Source organism: Paraburkholderia sp. ZP32-5 (genome assembly GCF_021390495.1).
GTDB lineage: Bacteria > Pseudomonadota > Gammaproteobacteria > Burkholderiales > Burkholderiaceae > Paraburkholderia.
In genome coordinates this window covers 1,413,316-1,435,461 of record NZ_JAJEJP010000003.1, presented here as the reverse complement: position 1 = coordinate 1,435,461, position 22,146 = coordinate 1,413,316, and the positions used below count along the sequence as shown (strand labels likewise).

Annotated in this window: 9 protein-coding genes; all 9 read left to right on the top strand. The window is 66.3% G+C overall.

From position 1 onward, the window contains the following. The first annotated feature begins 84 nt into the window (after positions 1-84). The 9 genes from L0U82_RS38760 (at position 85) to L0U82_RS38720 (ending at position 22,132) form a co-directional block, all read left to right on the top strand. Positions 85-12,918, top strand: a complete 12,834-nt coding sequence (locus tag L0U82_RS38760; RefSeq protein WP_326489800.1) for a filamentous haemagglutinin family protein — start codon at positions 85-87, stop codon at positions 12,916-12,918. Positions 12,919-13,723: 805 nt separating this feature from the next. Continuing rightward, the gene (locus L0U82_RS38755) at positions 13,724-15,394 is read left to right on the top strand and encodes a ShlB/FhaC/HecB family hemolysin secretion/activation protein (RefSeq protein ID WP_233839116.1); all 1,671 of its coding nucleotides are present in this window, start codon (positions 13,724-13,726) and stop codon (positions 15,392-15,394) included. A gap of 96 nt (positions 15,395-15,490) precedes the next feature. Then, the gene (locus L0U82_RS38750; RefSeq protein ID WP_233839409.1) at positions 15,491-17,290 is read left to right on the top strand and encodes a DUF2341 domain-containing protein; all 1,800 of its coding nucleotides are present in this window, start codon (positions 15,491-15,493) and stop codon (positions 17,288-17,290) included. 13 nt (positions 17,291-17,303) lie between these two features. Further along, the gene (locus L0U82_RS38745; protein WP_233839115.1) at positions 17,304-17,723 is read left to right on the top strand and encodes an ExbD/TolR family protein; all 420 of its coding nucleotides are present in this window, start codon (positions 17,304-17,306) and stop codon (positions 17,721-17,723) included. Between the two features lie 2 nt (positions 17,724-17,725). Further along, entirely contained in the window at positions 17,726-18,427 is a 702-nt protein-coding gene (locus L0U82_RS38740) for an energy transducer TonB family protein (RefSeq protein WP_233839114.1), read from the top strand. A 59-nt stretch (positions 18,428-18,486) separates the two neighbouring features. Further along, positions 18,487-20,322, top strand: a complete 1,836-nt coding sequence (locus L0U82_RS38735; RefSeq protein WP_442793721.1) for a putative porin — start codon at positions 18,487-18,489, stop codon at positions 20,320-20,322. 11 nt (positions 20,323-20,333) lie between these two features. Next, entirely contained in the window at positions 20,334-21,026 is a 693-nt protein-coding gene (locus L0U82_RS38730; protein WP_233839112.1) for a hypothetical protein, read from the top strand. A gap of 30 nt (positions 21,027-21,056) precedes the next feature. Beyond that, complete coding sequence (locus L0U82_RS38725; RefSeq protein WP_233839111.1) at positions 21,057-21,641, top strand: YbjN domain-containing protein; 585 nt, start codon at positions 21,057-21,059, stop codon at positions 21,639-21,641. Further along, on the top strand, positions 21,638-22,132 hold the full coding sequence (locus tag L0U82_RS38720; RefSeq protein ID WP_233839110.1) for a hypothetical protein: 495 nt from the start codon (positions 21,638-21,640) through the stop codon (positions 22,130-22,132). Before L0U82_RS38725 ends, L0U82_RS38720 begins: the two co-directional genes overlap by 4 nt. Positions 22,133-22,146: the final 14 nt, after the last annotated feature.

Below are 22,146 nucleotides of genomic sequence, written 5' to 3'. Positions count from 1 at the left end.
GGCTCGCCACAGGGGAAGTTGCACATGAGTGCCCGTAAGTTCGAACAAGCAAAAGCCGTCCGCCACTCTTTCAGCCGACATGCGTTGACACTGCGTCCGGTCTGCCATGCGATTGCCTTGATGCTGGCGGCGAGCGCCGCGACGAACGCGCATGCCGCCGGGCTCGTGAACCTGGCGAACGCCGGCGCGCGGGTGAGCGTCGCGGGCGGCGGCGCTGCCGGCGTGACGAACCTCGGCGTCGGGATCTCGCCGCAACAGGCGCTGCAGGTAAGCCAGCCGTCGATCCAGAATCTCGCGCGCGCGGCGCAGGGCATCGCCCAGCAGATCGCCGCACAGAAGGCGGCCGCAGCCGCGGCTGCATCGTCGAACGGGTCGAACGTGCCGAACGGGCTCGCCGCCGGCGGGCTGCAGGTGGCGCCGGGCGTGGCGTTCGACACCAACAACCTGCCGACCGCCGCGACCTCCAATGCGAGCAGCAATCCGAACCTGTGGATCAACGCGAACGGGCCGGTGCAGACGGTCAACCCGAACGGCACCGTCAACGTCACCGTCAAGCAGACGGCGCAGGACGCGGTGGTCACGTGGCAGACGATGAACGTCGGCCGGCAGACCACGCTCGACTTCGATCAGTCGGGCGGCACGCAGACCAACGGCGCGAACAACTGGGTGATCCTGAACCGCATCGTCGATCCGACGGGCGCGCCGAGCCAGATTCTCGGCAACGTCAAGGCGGACGGCTCGGTGTACGTGGTCAACCGCAACGGCATCGTGTTCGGCGCGGGCTCGCAGGTCAACGTCCATTCGCTGGTGGCCTCGGCGATGGAGTTCCTGAACCTGAACGACGACATCGTGCAGACCCCGAGCGACGTCGAGGCGAGCAACCAGTTCTTCCTCAGTCAGACCGGTGGCCTCGCCGGGCTGGAGGCGGGCCAGAGCAAGCCGATCATCTCGACATCCGTGCCGTCCAACGAAGTGCTGGGCCTCGGCAACGCGGTCTCGGTCGCCGCGGCTTCGGACTACGTGCCGCCGGGTAACGTGACGATCGAGCAGGGCGCGTCGATCACCACGCATACGAACGGCACGGTCAGCGACGGCGGCCTCGTGCTGATCGCCGGATATCAGGTCAACAACGCCGGCAGCATTGCCGCGACGGACGGCCAGGTGGTGCTTGCGGCCGGTATCGGTGTGAGCCTCGCGCCGAACCAGGCGAATCCGCAGGTGCTGATGCCCGAGCTGAGCGGACGCGTGTCGGCCGGCACCGGCGCGCTCGCGCCGGACATCACGCCGGCCGGCACGCTGACCAATACGGGCCTCGTGCAGGCCGAGCGCGGCACGGTCAATCTGCTCGGCACCAACGTCAACCAGAACGGCGTGGTCGGCGTGACCACCAGCGTCAGCGAGCCGGGCAGCATCATCATCTCGACGGTCGACGAGCACCAGGCGAACACGCCGCTGATCGTCACCAATCCGACCGCGACCTATCCGCAGCAAAGCATCTCGGACGGTAACGATACGTTGGGCACGCCGCGCGCGGGGCAACTGGTGTTCGGGCCGGGTTCGGTGACCACCGTGCTGCCGGACGACGACGGCAAGACCGCGACGTCGAGCCCCGGCACCACCTTCACGGCGGGTACGGTCTCCGCGACGGCCGGCTCGATCTGGATGCAGGGCGGCTCGCTGGTCGAGGCGCCGGGCTCGACCGTGTCGCTCGTCGCGCTGACGCCGGGCGGCCTGGGCGCGGGCGACCGGACGCCGGCGGGCGATACCGCGGTGCAGGGGCGTCTCTATATCGACAACGGCGCCACGATCGACGTATCGGGTATCGCGAACGTCGAACTGCCGATCTCGGACATCCTCGTCACCGTGCCGACGATCAGCGAGAACGAGCTCGCGAACTCGCCGCTGTTGCGCGACGGCTTCCTGAACGGCTTCAAGAACCTGATATTCGACAGCACGCTGTCGGGCACCAACCCGGACGGCAGCCAATGGGTCGGCAGCCCGATCCTGAACCTGTCCGGCTATGTCGATCTGATTCCGCGTTCGATCGACCAGTTGCTGACCAACGGCGGCACGATCAAGCTCGCCGCCAACGAGGTGATGACGGCCAGCGGCTCGACGCTGAACCTGAACGGCGGCTACGTGCACTACGACGGCGGCATCGTCGATACGACGCGGCTCGTCGATGCGAACGGCGCGATCGTGCCGATCGGCCAGGCGAATCCGTACGACACCTACGTCGGCGTGGCCGGCGTGTTCGTCGACCGGCACAGTCGCTGGGGCGTCACCAACGAGTGGTACAACCCGCTGCTGACCGGCGGCGTCTACGAGAGCGACTTCATCGTCGGCGGCAACGCGGGCACGCTGGATATCTTCGCGACGCAGGACATGGTGCTCGACGGGCAGATCCAGGCGCAGGCAGTCGGCGGCTCGAAGCAGGTGCAGAACAACAACCAGCCGATCGGCGGCACCTTCGCTCTCGGCGTGAACGCGGCGCTGACGCTCGGCGGGAGCACGACGGTCGGCGGCGAAGAGACCGCGATCATCATCCAGAACAGCGCGCCGTCGCTCGACTCGCTCGGCACGAATTTCGGCGCGAGCACGCCGCTCGATACCGACGCGCTCAGCGCATTGCCGGCCACCGACCCCGACAACGTGCTGGAGAACATGGTGGTGCCCGCGAACACGCTGAGCGCGGGCGGCTTCTCGAACGTCTCGCTGACCGAGAACAAGACCGGCGGCAAGGGCTTCACGGTCGCCGCCGGCACGCAGCTCAGCGTGCAGCCGGGCGGCTCGATCACGCTGACCGATCACAGCGGCGGCGACATCACGATCCTCGGTAGCCTGATCGCGCCGGGCGGCAACATCACGATCACCGGCGGCTTCGGCAGCAACGTCGTGCTCGGCGCGAACGGCGTGCTGAGCGTCGCGGGCCAGTGGGTCAACAACGATACGCAGCAGGCGCCGGGCACCGTGACCGGCGACAGCGAATACATCAACGGCGGCACGATCATCGTGTCCACGCCGGACAGCAGCAACACCGTGCTGTTTGCTCCCCCCGGTACCCCAATCACCGACACGAGCGGCTCGATCGTGCTGCAGACGGGCAGCCTGATCGATGTGTCGGGCGGCGGCGAGATCCAGTCGAACGGGCAACTGCTGATGAGCAACGGCGTCGCCCAGGGCAAGGGCGGCAGCCTCGCGCTGCTGACCTATTTCACGCAACTGCAGTTCGGCGACACCGGCGACGGCGGCTCGAACCTGCCGACCCTCGAGCCGACCGCGGGCACGCTCGAACTGAACGGCACGATCCGCAGCGCGGGCTTCGCGGGCGGCGGCACGCTCGCGCTGCAGGCGCTCGGTTTCCAGATCGGCGGCGATGCGTCGCAGACGCCGAACTGGACCGTCTATCTGCCGGACAGCTTTTTCGCTCAGCAGGGTTTCGGCAAGTACGAGCTGAATGCGATGTACGACGCGACGATCGCGCCGGGCACCCAATTGCGGCTGACGCAACAGAATCTGCTGCCGAACGGCGCCGCGCTGCAAGGCGCGGTGAGCGGCTCGGACCTGTTCTCGAACGGGCTGACGACGCTCGGTACCACCGACGCCTACTATCGCCAGCCGACCAGTCTGCAACTGACCGCCGGCAACTATCTGGCCTGGCAGCCGCAGGGCGTGGGCCTCAACGTGACGCGTCCCGGCTATACGGACGTGACCGGCGCAGTGACGCTCGGCGAGGGCGCGTCGATCGTCGCCGACCCGGGCGCGCACGTCGATCTCGGTTCGCCCGCGCAGACCACGGTCCTCGGTTCGATCTACGCACCGGGCGGCGAGATCACGCTGACCGGCGATCCGCTGGGTTCGAACCTGACGGTGCTCGGCGAGAGCGCGCTGGGCGGCGCGAACTTCACGTCGGACAGCAAATCGGTATGGCTCGGCGCGAACGCGGTACTCGACGTGGCCGGCATCGCGCTGACCAATCCGTCCGCGGCGCCGGTGCGCACCGCGCAGGGCATGATCGTGCCGGATAGCGGCAAGGTGTTGCCGGGCGGCTCAGTGTCGCTGGTCGACGACTCGGGCTTCGTGGTCGCGCAGGCCGGCTCGGTGATCGACGTATCCGGAGCCTCGGCCACCTTCGACATGCCGCAATCGTCCGGGCTGTATGCGCCGCAGCAGGTATGGAGCGACGCCGGCTCGATCACGCTCGGCGCCGCGGGTGGCCTCGCGTTCGACGGCACGCTGCGCGCGCAGCCGGGCGCCGCGCAGGCGCAGGGCGGCACGCTGACGCTGCTCGCCGAGCTGAACCCCATCACGCTGGCGCTGCTGCCGGGTGGCGGCAACGCGATTGCGCCGGGCACCACCGCACTGGTCTTGCAGCAGAGCGGCGAACTGGTACCGGCCGGGTTGGCGCCGGGCCAGGATTTTCCGGGCGCGACCACGACCTCGAACGGGGCGGACCAGACATCGTATGGCGTGATGCGCTTCGCGCTCGACCGGCTGGACGGCTCCGGCATCAGCACGCTGGTGGTCAACGGCGGGCACAGCGGCGAGGCGCCGACGGCGCCGGTGATCTTCGACGGCAGTATCGATCTGTCGCTGTCGCGTGCGCTGATCATCGACAGCACGCAGATCGTTGCACTGAACGACAGCGGCGTGCAGAGCCTGACGAACGGCGAGACGCTCGCCGCGCTGCTGAAAGGCGAGACCGGGGTGAGCGCGCTCGGCGCGCCGCAGGTGAATCTTGCCGCGCCGTACGTGGCGATCGACGCACCGATGGGCATCGGCAACCAGGGGGTCTTCACGCCGGTCGTGGCGGCCGGCGACGGCACGCTGAACGTGAACGCGTCGTTCGTCGACCTCGTCAACCAGTTCCAGCTCAATAACTTCGCGCAGACCAACCTGACGAGCAGCGGCGATATCCGCATGAGCTCGGCGATCCCGAGCGGCGAGGCGCTCGGCGACGGCGTGCTGGTCACGTCGGGCAACCTGACGCTGCGCGCGGCGGATGTCTATCCGTCGACAGGCAGCAGCTTCATTCTCGCGGCGGTCGGGCCGACGGTCGACGGCGCGCCGCTGCCGACGACGATCACGTTCCTGTCGAACGGCACATCGGGCGTGCCGTTGTCGGCGGGCGGCGCGCTGCTGGTCGACGCGACCAATATCGTGCAGTCGGGCACCGTGCGTGCGCCGTCGGGCAGCCTGATCTTCGGTATCGGCGATCCGACGGATCCGGCCACGCAGGCGCAGTTCAGCCCGCTCGTGCCGACCAGTGGACAAGCGCCGCTGCTGGTCGCGACCGATTCGGTGGTGCTCGGCAGCAACAGCGTCACGTCGGTATCGAACGATGGCGCGCTGATTCCGTACGGCGCGACGATCGACGGCGTCGAGTGGCAATTCAATCCGATCGGCGGCACCGCGAGCTCGGTGCCGGACCTGGCCGCGCCGCCGGCGAAGTTCATCAGCGTGAACGGCAGCCATGTCGCACTGAACGCGGGCGCGACCATCGACCTGTCCGGCGGCGGCGATCTGCAGGCCGAGGAATGGGTGCCGGGCACCGGCGGCACGCGCGACCTGCTGTCGCAATACAACATCGACTACTCGAAGAACGCGGGCGGGCTCGCGGTGCCGGTCAACGCGAACGGCGGCAACGTCTACGCGATCCTGCCGGGCGCGCAGGCGCCGGTGGCGGCCTACGATCCGGTGTTCGCGCAGACGGTCCAGCCGTCGACCAACTCGGCCGGCGCCACCACGACGACCGACTCGATGGGCATCGGCAGCGCGGCGCTCAATAGCGCAGTCGGCGAATCGGTTTATCTGTCGGGTGTGCCGGGCTTGCCGGCCGGCAACTACACGCTGCTGCCGGCGAAGTACGCGACGCTGCCCGGCGCATACCGGGTCACCGTGTCGAGCGCCGGCGGCACGGCCGTGCCGGGCGCCGCGCAGACGCTCGCGGACGGCACCGTGGTCGCGACCGGCTACATGAGCAATGCGCTCGACGGCTCGCGCAGCGCGACGCCGCTGGTGTTCGACGTGCAGTCGGCGCAGGTGTGGCAGCAGTACTCGCAGTACACGCTGACCGGCGCCAACAGCTTCTTCGCGGCGCAGGCGGCGGACAAGGGCAACGTCACGCCGCCGCTGCCGAGGGATGGCGGCCAGCTCGTGCTGGCCGCGACCAGCGCGCTGTCGCTCGGCGCGGCGCTGAACGCATCGGCGGCGCCCGGCGGCGCGCCGGCCGAAGTCGATATCGCGTCGCAGGATATCCAGATCGTCGGTAGCGGTTCCGGCGCCGAAGCGGTGCTGCCGGGTTATCTGCAGATCAGCGCCGATCAGCTCGATACGCTCGGCGCGGGCAGCCTGCTAATCGGCGGCACGCGCACGCCGACCAGCGGCGGCATCACGATCGATGCGATCGCGAACAGCATCGTCGTGTCGAACGACGCGGCCGATCCGCTGACCGGACCGGAAGTGATGCTGGTCACGAAGACGGACCCGACCGGCACCGATCCGAACGCGGCGAACGGGCTGCGTATCGACCCGGGCAGCGTGATCCAGGCGCAAGGCAGCTATCCGGCCGCGCGCGACGTGCCGATCACGATCGGCCAGAACGGGGTGGCCGCGGCGAACGGCGCCGCCGCCATAGCGGCGGTTTCCGGCGACGGCGCGTTCCTGTCGGTCAGCAATGGCGGCGACGTGGTCGTCACGCGCCAGAACACGTCGCCGGTCGCGAGCAATGCCGGTCTGCTGACGGTCGGGGCCGGCGCGGTGCTCGACGGCGGCGCGGCGCTGACGCTCGATTCGTCGGGCAACCTGAGCTTCAGTCCGGCCGCGAGCCTGTCGGGCAATGTGATCGCCGTCGACGGTTCGGCAATCACGTTCACCAACCAGACCGGCGCGGCGGCTGCCGCGCTGCCCGGCTTCGTGGTCGGGCAGACCCAGCTCGCGCAATTGGCGGGCGCGCATGAAGTGATTTTGCGCAGTTCCGGCGCGATCGATTTCGACGGCGACGTCGACGTGAATTTCGTCAATCAGGTCGAACTGAGCGCCGGCGTGTTCCAGGGCAACGGCGGATCGGTGACGATCAGTGCGCCGCAACTGACATTGAGCAACGACGTTGGCGCGCCGGATACCGGGGGCGTCGCGGGCGGCGGCACGCTGACGCTCGATGCGAACGTGCTCGCATTCGGCAACGGCAACGCGACGATCGCCGGCTTCTCCTCCGCGGCGCTGAACAGCACCGGCGCGATCGTCGCGTCGGGCAACGGCACGCTCGACTTCGGCAATACGCCGGTCGCGATGAGCGCGCCCGCGTTCATTGCGGGCACCGGTTCCGGCTCGACGATCAAGACCACCGACGAACTCGACCTGAACGCGGCACAAGGCACCGTACCGACGTTGACCTCACTCGGCGGCGCCTTCACGTTCCTCAGCGCGACGATCCACGACAACGGCGCGACGATCGAAGCGCCGGGCGGCGATGTGACGATGGAGGCGAGCGCGGGCGACGTCGATATCGCGGCCGGCTCGACCATCGATGTGGGCGGCGTTGCGCTGCCGGTGTTCGATACGGCGGTCTTCGCGCCGGGCGGCGCGATCTCGCTGACGTCCGATATCGGCACCGTGAATGTCGCGGCGGGCTCGACGCTGAACTTCGCGGGCGCGAAGGGCGGCGGTGCGGCCGGCAGTCTGACGCTGTCGGCGCCGGACCAGACCGTCGAACTGAACGGCACGATCAGCGGTGGCGCGGCCTCCGGCTACACCGGCGGATCGTTCTCGCTCGCCACCGGCGGCGCGGTCGATCTCGACAATCTCGCGACCGAACTCGCGACCAGCGGCGTGAACAACGCGATCACGATCGAGACCAGGACCGGCAACCTGGTGCTGTCGAGCGGCCATTCGATCAACGCGCACACGGTGTCGCTGAGCGCCGACGGCGGCGCGGGCAGCGCGGCGGATACCGCGAACGGCAATGTGATCATCAACGGCACGATCGACGCGAACGGCATTGCCGATGCATCGGGAGGGCACGCGGGCGGCACGATCGATCTGTATGGACGCAGCAGCGTCGACGTCGAAGGCACGCTGAGCGCCGAGGGCTCGGACGCGTACCTGCCGAATTCCGATCCGTCCGCGGCGCCGGTCGCGAACGCGCTGTCGACGCAGCTCGGCGGCACGATCAATATCGGCACCAGCGGCACGCCGACATCCGGTTCATATAACGCGCAATACGGTTACGAGAACGTCGCGTACGGCAACTCCGGCAAGATCACGCTGGGCTCGGGCGCGACGATCGACGTGTCCGGCGGCGGCATGGCGACGGTGCTGCAGGATGGCCTGTTCGGCGGCGTCGTGAACCTGCGCGCGCCGCTGCTCAGCGACGCGGCGACCAATGGCGGCCAGTACGTGAACGTCGGATTGTCGGGCGCCAACATCAAGGGCGCGCGCGCGGTGAATCTCGAAGCGTACGCAGTGTGGAGCACCACCGATACGACGACCGGCGCGCAGCACTTCGACGGCATCGTCGATCCGGCCGGGTGGTATCAGCCGGTCGGTCCGGACGGCACGGCGCAGCTCGTGAAGGGCACCTTCACCGACCCGAAGGGCAACACGATCGACTACACGCCCGGCACCTACGACGCGTCGACCGGCACATGGACCACGGCCACGCTGTCGAACGATCCGGGCGCGTCGTGGGCGCAGATCAAAAGCGATCTGGCCAGCGACCTGACGAACGACACGTTCGTGCCGGCCGATGGCGCAACGAATACCAATCACCAGATGTTCTACGGCGCGCAGACGGTGATCAACGGCGACGGCACGCAGACCGTGATACCGGGCACGCTGATGCAGTTCGTCGCCAACGGCGTGAGCGGCGTCGCCCAGCAGTTCGCCGCCATGCCGGCAGTCAACGTGGTGCCGGGTATCGAACTCGACAATCCGGACAACGCGATCAACAACGGCAACATCTCGATCGTGACGAACTGGAACCTCGGCTCGGGCGCGACGCCGGGCATGCTGTCGTACCGCTTCAACGGTCAGGCGCCGATCATCACGTTCCGCGCGGCGAACAACGTCGAGGTCGATGCGAGCGTCACCGACGGGTTCTTCCAGATCGCCAATCCGGTGCATCCGGGCAGCACGACGTCGATCTATGTACCGGATCCGACGGATTACGCGTTCGACTTCAACCTGTACGCGAATACGCCGCAGGGGACCTACCCCGGCGGCACGCTGCTGTCGTATTACGGCCAGAACAGCGGCAACTCGTACCAGGGCGAGATCTGGGGTCCTGGCATTCCGACGAACACGACGGATGCGAACCAGATCGCCGAATACTATGCGTTGTACGCCGCCTATGCCGAATTCCTGATCGACCCGTATCCGCCCGCGAACGGCGGCGGGATCACCAACATGCAGGAGCTGGCGACGTCGCACCGCTTACCGGCCGCGACCGGCAACCTGGTTGCGCCGACCGCGCCGGCGCCGGGCCTGCAGGCGAGCACGCCGCTGCTCTATCTGGAATACCTGAACGAATTCGGCGCGCAGATTCAAGCCGCTGAAAATCAGGCCCAGTTCATCGGTTTTCCGACGCCGCCGGCAGTGCAGGGGATCACCGGGTCGATCAACACCAGCGGCGGAACGCGGGGTCCGGGCAGCAACGGCACGACGATCCAGATCATCGTCGCGCCGCTGACCGACAACACGCCGTCGCCGATCGTGACGGCCGCCAATCCGTTGCCGTTGCAATCGCAGTCGCTGAACGGCGGCAACAGTTCGACGTTCCGGTTCGTGGCCGGCGCCGACATGAACAGCGCGAATCCGCTCGCGCTGCAGGCGGCATCGCTGTTCAGCGCATCGGGCGGCGGTGACGTGTCGCTCGACGGTCACACCGACTTCCTGAATAGCGACGGCCTCATCATCACGTCGCCGACGATGATCCGAACCGGCACGGGCTCGATCCAGATTGCCGCGGCCAACGACGTGCAACTGCTCGACACCACCGCGCCGGGCGCCATCTACACGGCCGGCATACCGGCGGCGGGCGCACCGGTCGGCCAGAGCGCGACGCTGATCAACGCCAATCCGAGTCAAGGGATTGCCGGACTGGTGGTCAGCCCGACTGTCAGTCCGGAGGCCGGCGGCGACATTTCGATTCACGCGCAACACGACATCGTCGGCGTCGAGCAGGCCATCGATGCGGACGGCAGCATCACCGGCAACGTCGGCACCGATATCCGTCAGTTCTGGTGGCAGTGGATGGAAACCGGCAACCCGGTGGACTCGAACGGCAACGTCACGCAGGCGTCGATCAACTTCGGCGGCTTCGATCAGGGGGTGATGAGCGTCGGCGGCAATGTATCGGTGTCGGCCGGCGGCAATATCGTCGATCTCGCGGTGTCGTTGCCGACCAGTTGGTATCTGGACGCGTCGAATAGCGCGGTGACGGTCGGCGGCGGCAACCTCAGCGTCGTGGCCGGCGGCAATATTCTGAGCGGCGACTATTTCGTCGGCCGCGGCAATGCGACGATCAGCGCGGGCGGACAGATCGCCCCGGACGGCAGCGATTACACGACCTACAACCCGAACGTGTTCACCGTCGGCGGAAACCACAACCTGTCGCTGGGCCAGATCGCGACGGTGCTCGGCGCACAGGACGCGGTGTTCGACGTCAGCGCGCGCCAGGGCGTCGACATCGGCGCGATGGTCGATCCGTCCTATGTCACGAGTTTCGGCCAGCCGGGCAAGCCGGACGAGCAGGCGTATTCGACCCGCTCCGCGCTCGATATCGCGGCGACGACCGGCAACGTCGAACTCGGCACGCTCGCGACCAGTCCAGGATCGCTGAATCTGATCGGCGGCGCGGGCGACGACATGTCGTACGTGCTGCCCGCGAGCGTCCAGATTGCCGCGCTGGCCGGCGGCATCACGGTTGCGTCGGGCGGCGAGCTATTCCCGTCGCCGACCGGCGAACTGAGCCTGATCGCCGCGCAGTCGATCAGTCTGTCGTCGCAGGAAAATGCCTTCCCCACGTTCGGCATGCTCGACCTCGATCCGTCGCTGATGCCCGATGCCGGTAATCACATCACGACCGTGCCGTCGCTCAGCAGCACCAGCACCGGCAACCATACGCTGACGCCGCTGCATGCCGACGACACGCTGCCGGTGCAGATCTACAGCCTCGACGGCAGCATCGTCGACGGCGTGTTCGAAGCGCCAGGCCAGAACAACGCGGGCTTCTACAATCACATCGTCAACGTCGGCGTCGATAAGCCCGCGCAGATCGAAGCCGCGCAGGACATCGTCAACCTGATGTTCAACGGCCAGAACCTGCGCGACGACGACGTCACGCAGATCCTCGCCGGGCGCGATATCTACGACACGCCACTGGCGTCTTCGCCGAGCCCGGTCGTGCCGGTGCTCGCGCTGGGCGGACCGGGTACGTTCGACATCGAGGCCGGCCGCAATATCGGGCCGCTGACGAATGGCCAGGAAGGCTATAACGCGACCGGACAGAACGAGTTCTACCAGGCGGGCACGACCGGCATCGATGCGGTCGGCAACGCGAACAATCCGAACCTGCCGCACCAGAGCGCGAACGTGAACGTGCTGTTCGGCGTCGGTCCGGGTATCGACCTGGCCGATTTCGTCGCGACGTATATCGATCCGTCCAGTTCGGTGGCGGGCGTGCCGAGTTCCTCTGCCGCGCTGGTCGCATTCATGGAGCAATACGATGCGGGCCACGGTATCGACGACGGCCTGCAGAGTACCCGCGATGCCGCGGCAGCCAAGGTGGGCACGCTGAGCGTCGCCACCGCATGGCAGCAGTTCCAGGCGCTGCCCGCATACGAGCAGCGGCTGTTCGCCGAGCAGGTGCTGTTCAGCGTGCTGACCGACGTCGGCAATGACTACAACGACCCGTCGAGTCCGTTCCACGGGCAGTACTCGCGCGGCTATCAGGCGATCAACACGCTGTTCCCGGCTGCCTACGGCTACACCGCGAACGACCTGACCGGCGGCGTCAACGGCGGCCAGACGGTAACGACCGGCAACCTCGACATTCGCAGTACGACGATCCAGACGCAGCAGGGCGGCAACGTGACGATTCTCGGCCCGGGCGGACAGGCGCTGGTCGGCAGCACGGTCGCGCCGCCGGAACTGGTCAACGGCGTCGGCGGCGTGGTCGTCGGCCCGGGCTCGATGGGCATTCTGACGCTCGAGAAAGGCGACGTCGACATCTTCACGGACCAGAGCCTGCTGCTCGCGCAAAGCCGCGTGTTCACCGAGCAGGGCGGCGACATGACGATCTGGAGTTCGAACGGCGACATCAATGCCGGCAAGGGCTCGAAGTCGGTCGCCGACGTGCCGCCGTTGCAGTACGACTGCGATGTCAACCACTACTGCACGGTCGATGCGCGCGGCGAGGTGACGGGTGCCGGTATCGCAACGCTGCAGACGATTCCCGACGCGCCGCCGGGCAACGTGAACCTGCTGGCGCCACGCGGGACGGTGGACGCGGGTGCCGCGGGTATCCGCGTGTCGGGCAACCTGAACATTGCCGCGTTGCAGGTGCTCAATGCGGTCAACATCACGGTGCAGGGCAAGACGACCGGCGTGCCGGTGGTGGCGAGCGTCGATACCGGCGCGCTGACGGCGGCGAGCGCGGCCACCTCGGCGGTTACGCAGATGGCGCAGAACCTGGTGCGCAACAACGCATCGGGGATCCCGCAACGTCACTGGACCATCTCGGTGCAGGTCGAGGGCTTCGGTGAATCGGTCGATGACGGCGAGCGCAAAAAGCGCAAGCCGGGGCCGGTGGCTTATAACCCGTCGGCTTCGGTCGCCGTGCTTGGCTTCGGTGCATTGGGGGATTCGCAGCGTGCCTATCTGAGCAAGGATGAGAAGAACGGGTTGAACGATATGTAGGCGCTTGGGTGGGCACTCTCGTTTCAGGCCTTATTTCCGGGCTGATGCGCGACACCGGTCAGTGCTGTCTTCTCGTCAGGAGTCTCAACGCGTATCGCCAGGCACGGTCAACCTGATCGTCCACATTCGTTCATCGCGAAACACATAGCACTCGAGCGCTTTGCTCGAGTGCTATGTACACCTGCTTCACGAATCGAAGCGATACCTCATCTGTATTCACATTCATGACTTGAACGTGTGCTTAAGCCGTGTGGCGAAACAGCTCGGCTATGGCCTGAACAGTGCACATCAGGTTCATCACGAACCATTACGAAATATTCGGTTGTCGCGACCAGGCTCACATGGCAGGCGCGCCATGTTGTGCGCGCACACGTCCGTTCAACGCTGTTATTTCCCATGCGCAAGTCGCGTGTTTCGCTCGTAGCGAGACCGTCTGCGTGCTTGTGCCGCGTGGGATTGCAAAGAATGTGTGCGGTTTCTTGCAATTCGATCCGTCTATGGAGGGTGAGCGATATGCGAAACGGTGGTAGCGGGATGCGGCGGCAACGTGTCACTGCGATCGCGCTGCGTATCCGGTTGTACGGGGAAGTGCGTCGCGGGGGACCAGGACGCTCATGCGGGTGCAGGCAGTCGTGCGATGGATCTGGCGGTACGGAGAAGTAACGGGGCTCCGATACGTTTGAATTTTAATCAGGATCACAGATTTGATTGTCAAAAAAATGACTCAGAAAGCATGTATGGCGACCAGACTGAGCCACCGGTTGACAGAGGACTCAGGTAATTCCAGGCGAGCACGGGGTAACGCATGACGCCATGGGTAAGTGATGAGGTGGCGGGCCGCCGGGGACCGCGGCTTGCGGGGATACTGTTGATCGGCGGCATGACGCTGGTTCCGTTCGTCAAGGCACAGGCGCAGCAGACAGCACCGGATGCGGGGGCCGCACAGGCACCCGCGGCACCCGCGGCGCCCACCGCGGCGGGCGCACTGCCGGCGACGTTCGACGTGAACGAGTTCATCGTGCGAGGTAATACGACGCTGTCGAGCCTCGACGTCGAGAAGGCGGTCTATCCGTTCGAAGGCCCGGGCCGCACGCTAAAGGACGTGAACGCCGCGCGCGATGCGTTGCAGAAGGTCTATCAGGACAACGGCTACCAGTCGGTCGCTGTCGAGCTGCCGCAGCAGCAGGTCAAGAACGGTGTGATCGTGCTGCAGGTGGTGGAGGCGAAGGTCGGCCGTCTGCGCGTCGAGGGAGCGAAGTACGACTCGCCGCTGAAAATCCGCGAAGCCGTGCCGGCTCTGACGGAAGGCACGGTACCGGACTTCAACGCCGCGCAGCAGCAGCTCACCGAGTTGAACCGCTCGCCGGACAGTCAGGTGATTCCGGTGCTCAAGCCGGGCGTGATGCCGCAGACGGTCGACGTGGACCTGAACGTGACCGACCATAGCGCCGCGCACGGCAGCCTCGAACTGAACAACGACCAGAGCCCGAACACCGCGGAGCTGCGCACCGTCGCATCGCTCAGCTATTCGAACCTGTGGCAGCTCGGCCATGTGATGTCGGGCAGCTTCCTGCTCGCGCCGCAGCACCCGCGCGATGCCCAGGTCTATTCGTTCTCGTATCTCGCGCCGCTGAAGGACTCGCACTGGAGCCTGATGGCGACGGTGTTCCACTCGAACAGCGACGTCGCGTCGCTCGGCGGCACGAACGTGTTGGGCAAGGGCACGTCGTTCGGGCTGACGGCGATCTATGCGCTGCCTTCGACCGACATCTACTCGCAGTCGGTGAGCGTCGAGATCGATCACAAGCACTTCGACGAGGACGACACGATCGCGGGGCAGACGTCGGAGGCGCCGCTCACCTACGTTCCGGTCACGTTCGCCTACACCGGCCAGTTGAACCTGAAGAACTCGCAGACGTCGTTCTCCGCGTCGCTGACGACCAACATCCGCGGTCTCGGCAGCGATGCGGACGCGTGGGACCAGAAGCGCTTCAACGCAACGCCGGACTTCGTCTACGGCAAGTTCGACGTCAATCACACGCAGGATCTGCCGCGCGATGTCCAGCTCAATGGCCACGTCAGCGCGCAGTTCGCCAATTCGCCGCTCGTGTCCAGCGAGCAGTTCGCGGCGGGCGGCATCAATACCGTGCGCGGCTACCTGGAGGCTGAAGACACGGCCGACAGCGGGGTCATCGGTTCGCTCGAACTGAGAAGCCCGTCGATCGCGAAGTACGTGGGCAGCGCGGTCGACGAGTGGCGCTTCCACGCGTTCGTCGATGCGGCGCACCTGTGGCTGCTGAGTCCGCTGCCGGAGCAGACCTCGGAATTCACGCTGGTGAGCGCGGGTGTCGGTACGCGCATCCAGTTGATGAAGTACGCGAGCGCGGCGCTCGAAATGGCGTTCCCGCTCAGGTCGGCGACCTACACGAAGGCATATAGCCCGCGGTTCCAGTTCTATGTACGCGGGACTTTTTAATTAACTGGTTTTCTTGATTGTTCTGCGCTGGCCGCGACAAAACCGGCCGGCTTATCGGGGGATGTAACTGTGAAGCGAGCCTTGTTTCTCTTGACGATGGTGCTACTGGGCTGCCTGCCTGGCGTGGCGAACGCCTGGTGGCAGAACGACTGGTCGTACCGCAAATCGATCACGATCGATGCGACGCCGAAGGGCGCGAACATTTCGGCGCAGGCTGGCCGCGTGCCGCTGTTGATCCGCCTGCACTCGGGCAACTTCCAGTTCGACGGCCTGGAGGACAACGGCGCGGATATCCGTTTCGTTGCAGCGGACGACAAGACGCCGCTGAATTACCACATCGAGCAGTACGACGCGGTGCTCGGCGTGGCGCTCGTGTGGGTCGACGTGCCTCAGTTCCCGGCGGGCGCGACGCAATCCATCTGGATGTACTACGGCAACAAGAAGGCGCCGGATGGCGGCAAGCCGTCGGAGACATTCGATCCCGACTACACGCTGGTGTACCACTTCGATAACGCCGCGGGCACGCCGCCGAAGGACGTCACCGCGTACGGCAACAACGCGCAGAACGCGCCGGCCAAGACGGTCGAGGACGGCATCGTCGGCCGCGCCGCGCAGTTCGACGGCACGCCGCTCAGCATCGCCGCGAGCCCGTCGCTGGCCGTGGCGGCAGGCGGCAATTTCAGCTTCAGCGCATGGGTCAAGCCGGCCTCGCTCGCGCCGGCCACGCTGCTCTATAGCCGCCGCGACGGCGCCAACGCGCTGCTGATCGGACTCGACAACGGCGTGCCGTATGTCGAGGTCGACGGCGGTGCGGCACCGCTCCGTGCGCAGGCTGGCCAGGCCGTCGCAGCGAATCAGTGGAGCCATATCGCGGTCACGGCGGACGGCAAGAACGTGACGCTGTACGTAGGCGGTCAGCAGGCAGGTCAGGTTGCCGCGACGCTGCCGGCACTGAACACGCCGACCGCAATCGGCGGCGATGTCGCGGGCGCGGCCGCTGCCGCGGCTCCGGCAAGCGGTGCAGCCGCGCCGGCCGCGGGTGGCTACGTTGGCGAGATCGACGAACTGCGCCTGTCGAAGGTGGCACGTTCGCCGACGCTGATCGCGATCGACGCGCTGAATCAAGGCACCGAATCGAAGCTGGTGACCTACGGTGCCGATGAGAAACAGTCGGGCTTCGGCTTCGGTTACTTCGGCGTGATCGTGCATTCGGTGACGATCGACGCATGGGTGGTCATCGGCATCCTGCTGGTGATGGCGTTCATTTCGTGGGTCGTGATGTACACGAAGGCGTCGTACGTGAACCGGCTGGACAAGGCCAACGGCTTCTTCGTAAAGCGCTTCCGCGAGACCGCGGGCAAGCATCTGGTGGGTCTGTCGCATGTCGACGAACGCTCCGACGAGGGCCGCCGTCTGCGTCAATCGTCGCTGTACCGTCTGTATGCGGCAGGGGTGTCGGAAATCGATAGCCGGATGGACCGCAACGGTCGCGCGCAGATCACGGCCGAGTCGATCGAAGCGATCCGCGCCACGATGGATGCCACGCTCGTGCGCGAGAACCAGCAACTGTCGAAGTCGATGGTGCTGCTGACGATCGCGATTTCGGGCGGTCCGTTCCTCGGCCTGCTCGGTACGGTGGTCGGCGTGATGATCACCTTCGCCGCGATCGCGGCCGCCGGCGACGTCAACGTCAACGCAATCGCACCGGGTATCGCGGCGGCACTGCTTGCCACCGTCACGGGTCTGTTCGTCGCGATTCCGGCGCTGTTTGGCTACAACTACCTGCTGATCCGCAACAAGAACGTGACCGCGAACATGCAGGTGTTCGTCGATGAGTTCGTCACGCGTCTCGCTGAAGTCCACGCGAGTCCCGAGCACTCGCTGAGCGCGGCGTAAGGAGAGTCCGACCATGCAGGTTCAGGACGATGACAAGCCCTATGACGATATCAACATCACGCCGATGCTAGACCTGGCGTACGTGCTGCTGATCATCTTCATCATCATGACAACCGCTTCGGTGCAGGGGATCAAGGTCGATCTGCCGAAGGCGAGCTCCTCGGCGAGTCTTGCCAAGCCGCAGACGAAGGCGATCACCGTGTCCGATTCGGGGCAGATCTATCTGGATGCCTATCCGGTGTCGATGGACGAACTCGAGAACCGGCTGCGCACCATCAAGGCGACCACGCCTGACGTACCGATCGTACTCAAGGGCGACTCGACCGTGGCCTATCAGAGGGTGATGGACGTGCTCGACCTGCTGCGGCGCCTCGATCTGTCACAGGTGGGACTCGTGACGGGCAAGGGGCCGCAGGGCAAAGCGGGCGGCTAGCCATGGAAATGAACTACATCAACGGTCCCGGAGACACGGGGTCCGGCTGGCGCCGCTTCGTGAAGCCGGTGGTCCTCACGCTGATCGGCATTGGCGTCGTGACGCTGGTGTGGCGCTTCGCGACCGATACGGCCGCCGTGAAGCGGGCCGAGGCGCCGCAGGTGACGACCGTGATTCCGTTGCCGCCTCCACCGCCTCCGCCGAAGGTGAAGCCGCCGCCCGAGAAGCAGCCGGACGTGCAGACGCCGACGCCGAAACCGACCGTCGCGCCGAAGCCCGCGGAAGCGCCGAAGCCGTCGGACAACCAGCCGAAGCAGATGACGATGAACGCGCCGGCTCAGGCCGGCACGGACAGCTTCAACATCGGCGCGGGCGACGGCGGCGGCATGGTGGGCAGCGGCGGTGGCGGTTCGTTCGGCAACGCGAGCTACGGGCAGTACATCAGCTACGCGCTGCAACAGGCGATCGAGCGCGACAAGAACGTGCAGGATGCCGGCGGCTCGCGCTTTAGCGGCACGCTGAACCTGTGGATGGAGCCGAACGGCCACATCACCAAGGTAACGGTCGCGCAATCGACCGGCGACACGAAGCTCGACGCGGCAGTGATACAGGCGGTCCTCGCGATGGGCAAGGTGGACGAACCACCGCCGCCGGCGACCGCGTATCCGGTGACGGTGCGAATGCAGGGACGCCAGCCTGGCTAAAGCCGGCGGCCTCATCTACGACAGGTAACGAAAAAATGGGTAGTCAAGCGGAGAATGGAATGACCCAGATGAACACAGTACGGGGTAGCCGGGGTAGCGAACTCGGCCGGCGACGGGGATCGCTGGCGGTGCGCAGCAGTGTCGCGGCGATCGCGCTCGGCATCGGATTCATGGCCTGCGCGCACGCGCAGTCGCTGGAAACGCAGGCCGCCGATGCGTCGGCCAACGCCGCATCGACGCCGACCGGCAGCACGGTGATCAACCTGATCAATCTGCTGGTCAAGCGCGGCGTGCTGACGAAGGAGAACGCCACCGAGCTGATCGCGCAGGCGCAGAACGAAGCGAGCCAGGCCAAGGCCGGCCGAGTGGCGACAGCGGGCGTGGCAGGCGCAGCAGTCGTGAACGCGCCGACGCAGCCGGGCGACGTCGCGGTGCCGTACGTGCCGCAGGTGGTGCGTGATCAGATTCGCGACCAGGTCAAGCAGGAAGTGGTCGCGCAGGCGAAGGCCGAGAACTGGGCGCAGCCGAATACGTTTCCCGATTGGGTCTCGCGCATTCACCTGAACGGCGATCTGCGGGTGCGTGACCAGTACAACTTCTTCTCGCCGCGCAACGAGACCGGGCTGACGAACTTCGCGGCGGCCAATTCCGGCGGCGGCATCGACATCAACCCGAACACCAATACGCGTCCGTTCCCGGTGCAGAACACTACGCAGGATCGCGACAACCAGTTGAGCGTGCGCGCGCGCCTCGGTGTCACGGCCGACATCTCCAGCCAGTTGATCGCGGGCCTGCAGCTCGCGAGCGGCAACGACAACGGGCCGGTGTCGACGACCAGCCTGCTCGGTGGTGGCTTCGCGAAGAACAACATCTGGCTGAACCAGGCGTTCCTGAAGTACGCGCCGCTGCCGTGGGTCAATATCACGGCGGGCCGCTTCGACAATCCGTTCTTCTCGTCGGATCTTGTGTTCTCGAACGATCTGCAGTTCGACGGTATCGCGGCGAATTTCCGCCATCTGCTGCCGGGCCACAACGACGTGACGCTGTTCGGCACGATCGGCGCGTTCCCGATCCAGTACGCGTCGGACGGCTTCCTGGGCCAGAATCCGGATAACCCGGGCGGCACCACCAAGTGGATGGTCGGCGGCCAGGTGGGCGCCGAGTGGCAGGTCAACGACCAGAACAGGCTGAAGGGCGCATTCGCGTACTACGACTTCATGAACCTGCGCGGCCAGTTGTCGTCGCCGTGCGCGATGTATCTGGGCGCGACGAGCTGTAGCACGGATAGCGATGCGCCGGCATTCATGCAGAAGGGCAACACGCTGATCGCGCTGCGCAACATCGCGCAGAACCCGAATCTGGCGCCGGGGCTCACGCCGGAGCAGCAACTGTTCGGTCTCGCGTACAACTATCGTCTGTTCGACTCGAAGCTGCAGTGGGATACGAACGTCGCGGGCCGCATGAAGCTGCGTCTCGACGGCGAGTACGTGCGCAACCTCGCGTTCAACCAGAACAAGGCGTTCGCGGCGGCGTCGACACCGATCAACAACTACAACAACCCGAGCACCACGGGCACGGTGACGGAAGCGAACTACAAGAGCGGCGGCGACGGCTTCATGTTCAAGGCGACGCTCGGCAATCCGGAGACGGTCGAGCCGGGTCAGTGGAATTTCTCGGTGACCTACAAGTACCTGGAACCGGATGCGGTACTCGACGCGTTCACCGATCCGGACTTCAATCTGGGCGGCACCAACGCGAAGGGCTACATCGTCGGAGCACAGTACGCGGTGGCGAAGAATGCGTGGCTGCAGGCGCGCTATCTGAGCGCGCGCGAAGTCTACGGGCCGCCGCTGTCGATCGACGTGCTGCAGCTTGAAATGAACGCACGCTTCTAATGGGGTCGTCCATGAACCTGTCTACCGGGATGCGTTCTTCCGTTCTCATGGGCGCGCTGCTGTGTGGTCTGTTCGCGACGGGCAGCGCGTCGGCTCAAAGTCAAAGCATCGAGGACCGGCTGCGTAGCCAGTTGCGCGAGACGACGCAGCAGTTGCGTCAGCTGCAGGACGGCCAGGCGCAGATGCAGAGCGACGTGAGCGCCGCGCAGCAGCAGCGCGATCAGGCGCTGGCCCAGCTGAAGCAGGCGCAGGCGGATCTGGCCGCGGCCAAAGGCAAGTCCGACGGCGAGGTGGCGGCCGAGCGCGCGCTGTCTACTGAAAAGGCGAGCCATGCACGCGACAGCCAGCAGCTGACGAAATACAAGTCGGCGTATGACGATCTGCTGACGGTGTCGCGCTCGCACGATACGCAGGCGCAGACGCAACTGAAGACGACGCAGTCGCAGTTGCAGATGTGCGAGGCGAAGAATGTGCAGCTATATCAGGTGGGTCACGAGATCCTCGATGCGTACGAGCACGTGGGCCTCGGCACCGTGCTGAGTTCACGCGAGCCGTTTGCGCAGAGCGCGCGCGTGAAATACGACACAATTTCGCAGAATTACGGCGATACCCTATACGCCAACAAGTACGACCCGAATGCAATGCAGCCCGCCGCGGCCCGTGCCGCGGCCGCCGCATCGGCGCCCGCGGCCCCGGCGAACTAATCCGCAGCACCACGTAAAAGGAAGCCCAGCATGACCACGGCAGCAAAGAAGAACGAAGCGAAGAATGAAACGAATGCGGCGACGGCGCCGGTCAACGAGTCCGCTCCGGCGAGTGTCATCGTCGAGGCCGTAAGCCCGACGCAACTTGGCGACGTGTTCAGGGCCGCCGGTTATCGCGTGACGCCGACCGAGCAGAACGGCCGCGTACAGCTGATGAGCGCGAGCCAGGGCGTCGGCTTCGCGGTGCGTTTCGGCAATCCTGGCGTGGAAGCCGGCACGCATATCGACTACACGCTGAGCTGCACGATCCAGGTGCAGGGCGACTTGCCGGCGGATCTGGTGCCCAGCTGGAATCGCAGCAAGCGCTTTGCGCGCCTGGCCGTGCACCAGCAGTTCCTCGTGCTGGAGATGGACGTGATGGTCGCGGGCGGCGTCAGCACGCGCCATCTGCGTTCGACCATCGAGTTGTGGGATCGCCTGATGCAGGAATTCCTGCTGCATCTGCGCAGCCGGCCGACGATGGCGCAGGCCGAAGCGGCCTCGGCCGCGACGCCGTCCGCGCAGCAGGATGCCGGCGCGGCTGGCGATAGCGACGCGGAGGCGAGCCAGCAATGAAGTTGCCGGCGCGAATCGGTACACTCGGTGCGACGCTGCTTGCGCTGATCGGCACGGGCACGCAGGCGCAGGCGGGCACGGTGGCCGCGGACGAGGCGCCGCAGGCGTGGATCGTCTATGCGCAGCGGGTGTCGCAGCAGTTTCAGATCGCGCTCGCGGGCGATAGCGTGCCGGCGCAGCGGTTCAGCGCCTGGGTCGACGAGCGCGCGTCGGCGCGGCTGGACGCGGCGCGGACGGCAACGGATCCGCAAGCCGGGACGGCGACAGATACGCATGCCGATAGCGAACTGGCCGATCCGCCGACGTTCCGGGTGCGGGTCTGGCTGGATCGCGCGGGCAAGGTCACGCGTGTCGAGCCGGAAGATATCGATGACGATCAGGCCGACGCGGACCTGCGAAGCTTGCTGCTGGCGCAGGCCGTCGGCGCGAGTCCGCCGCGTGGCATGAAGCAGCCGGTGGTCGTGCGGCTCGCCCCCGGTGCTGAACTGTAGACGTAGATTTCGCA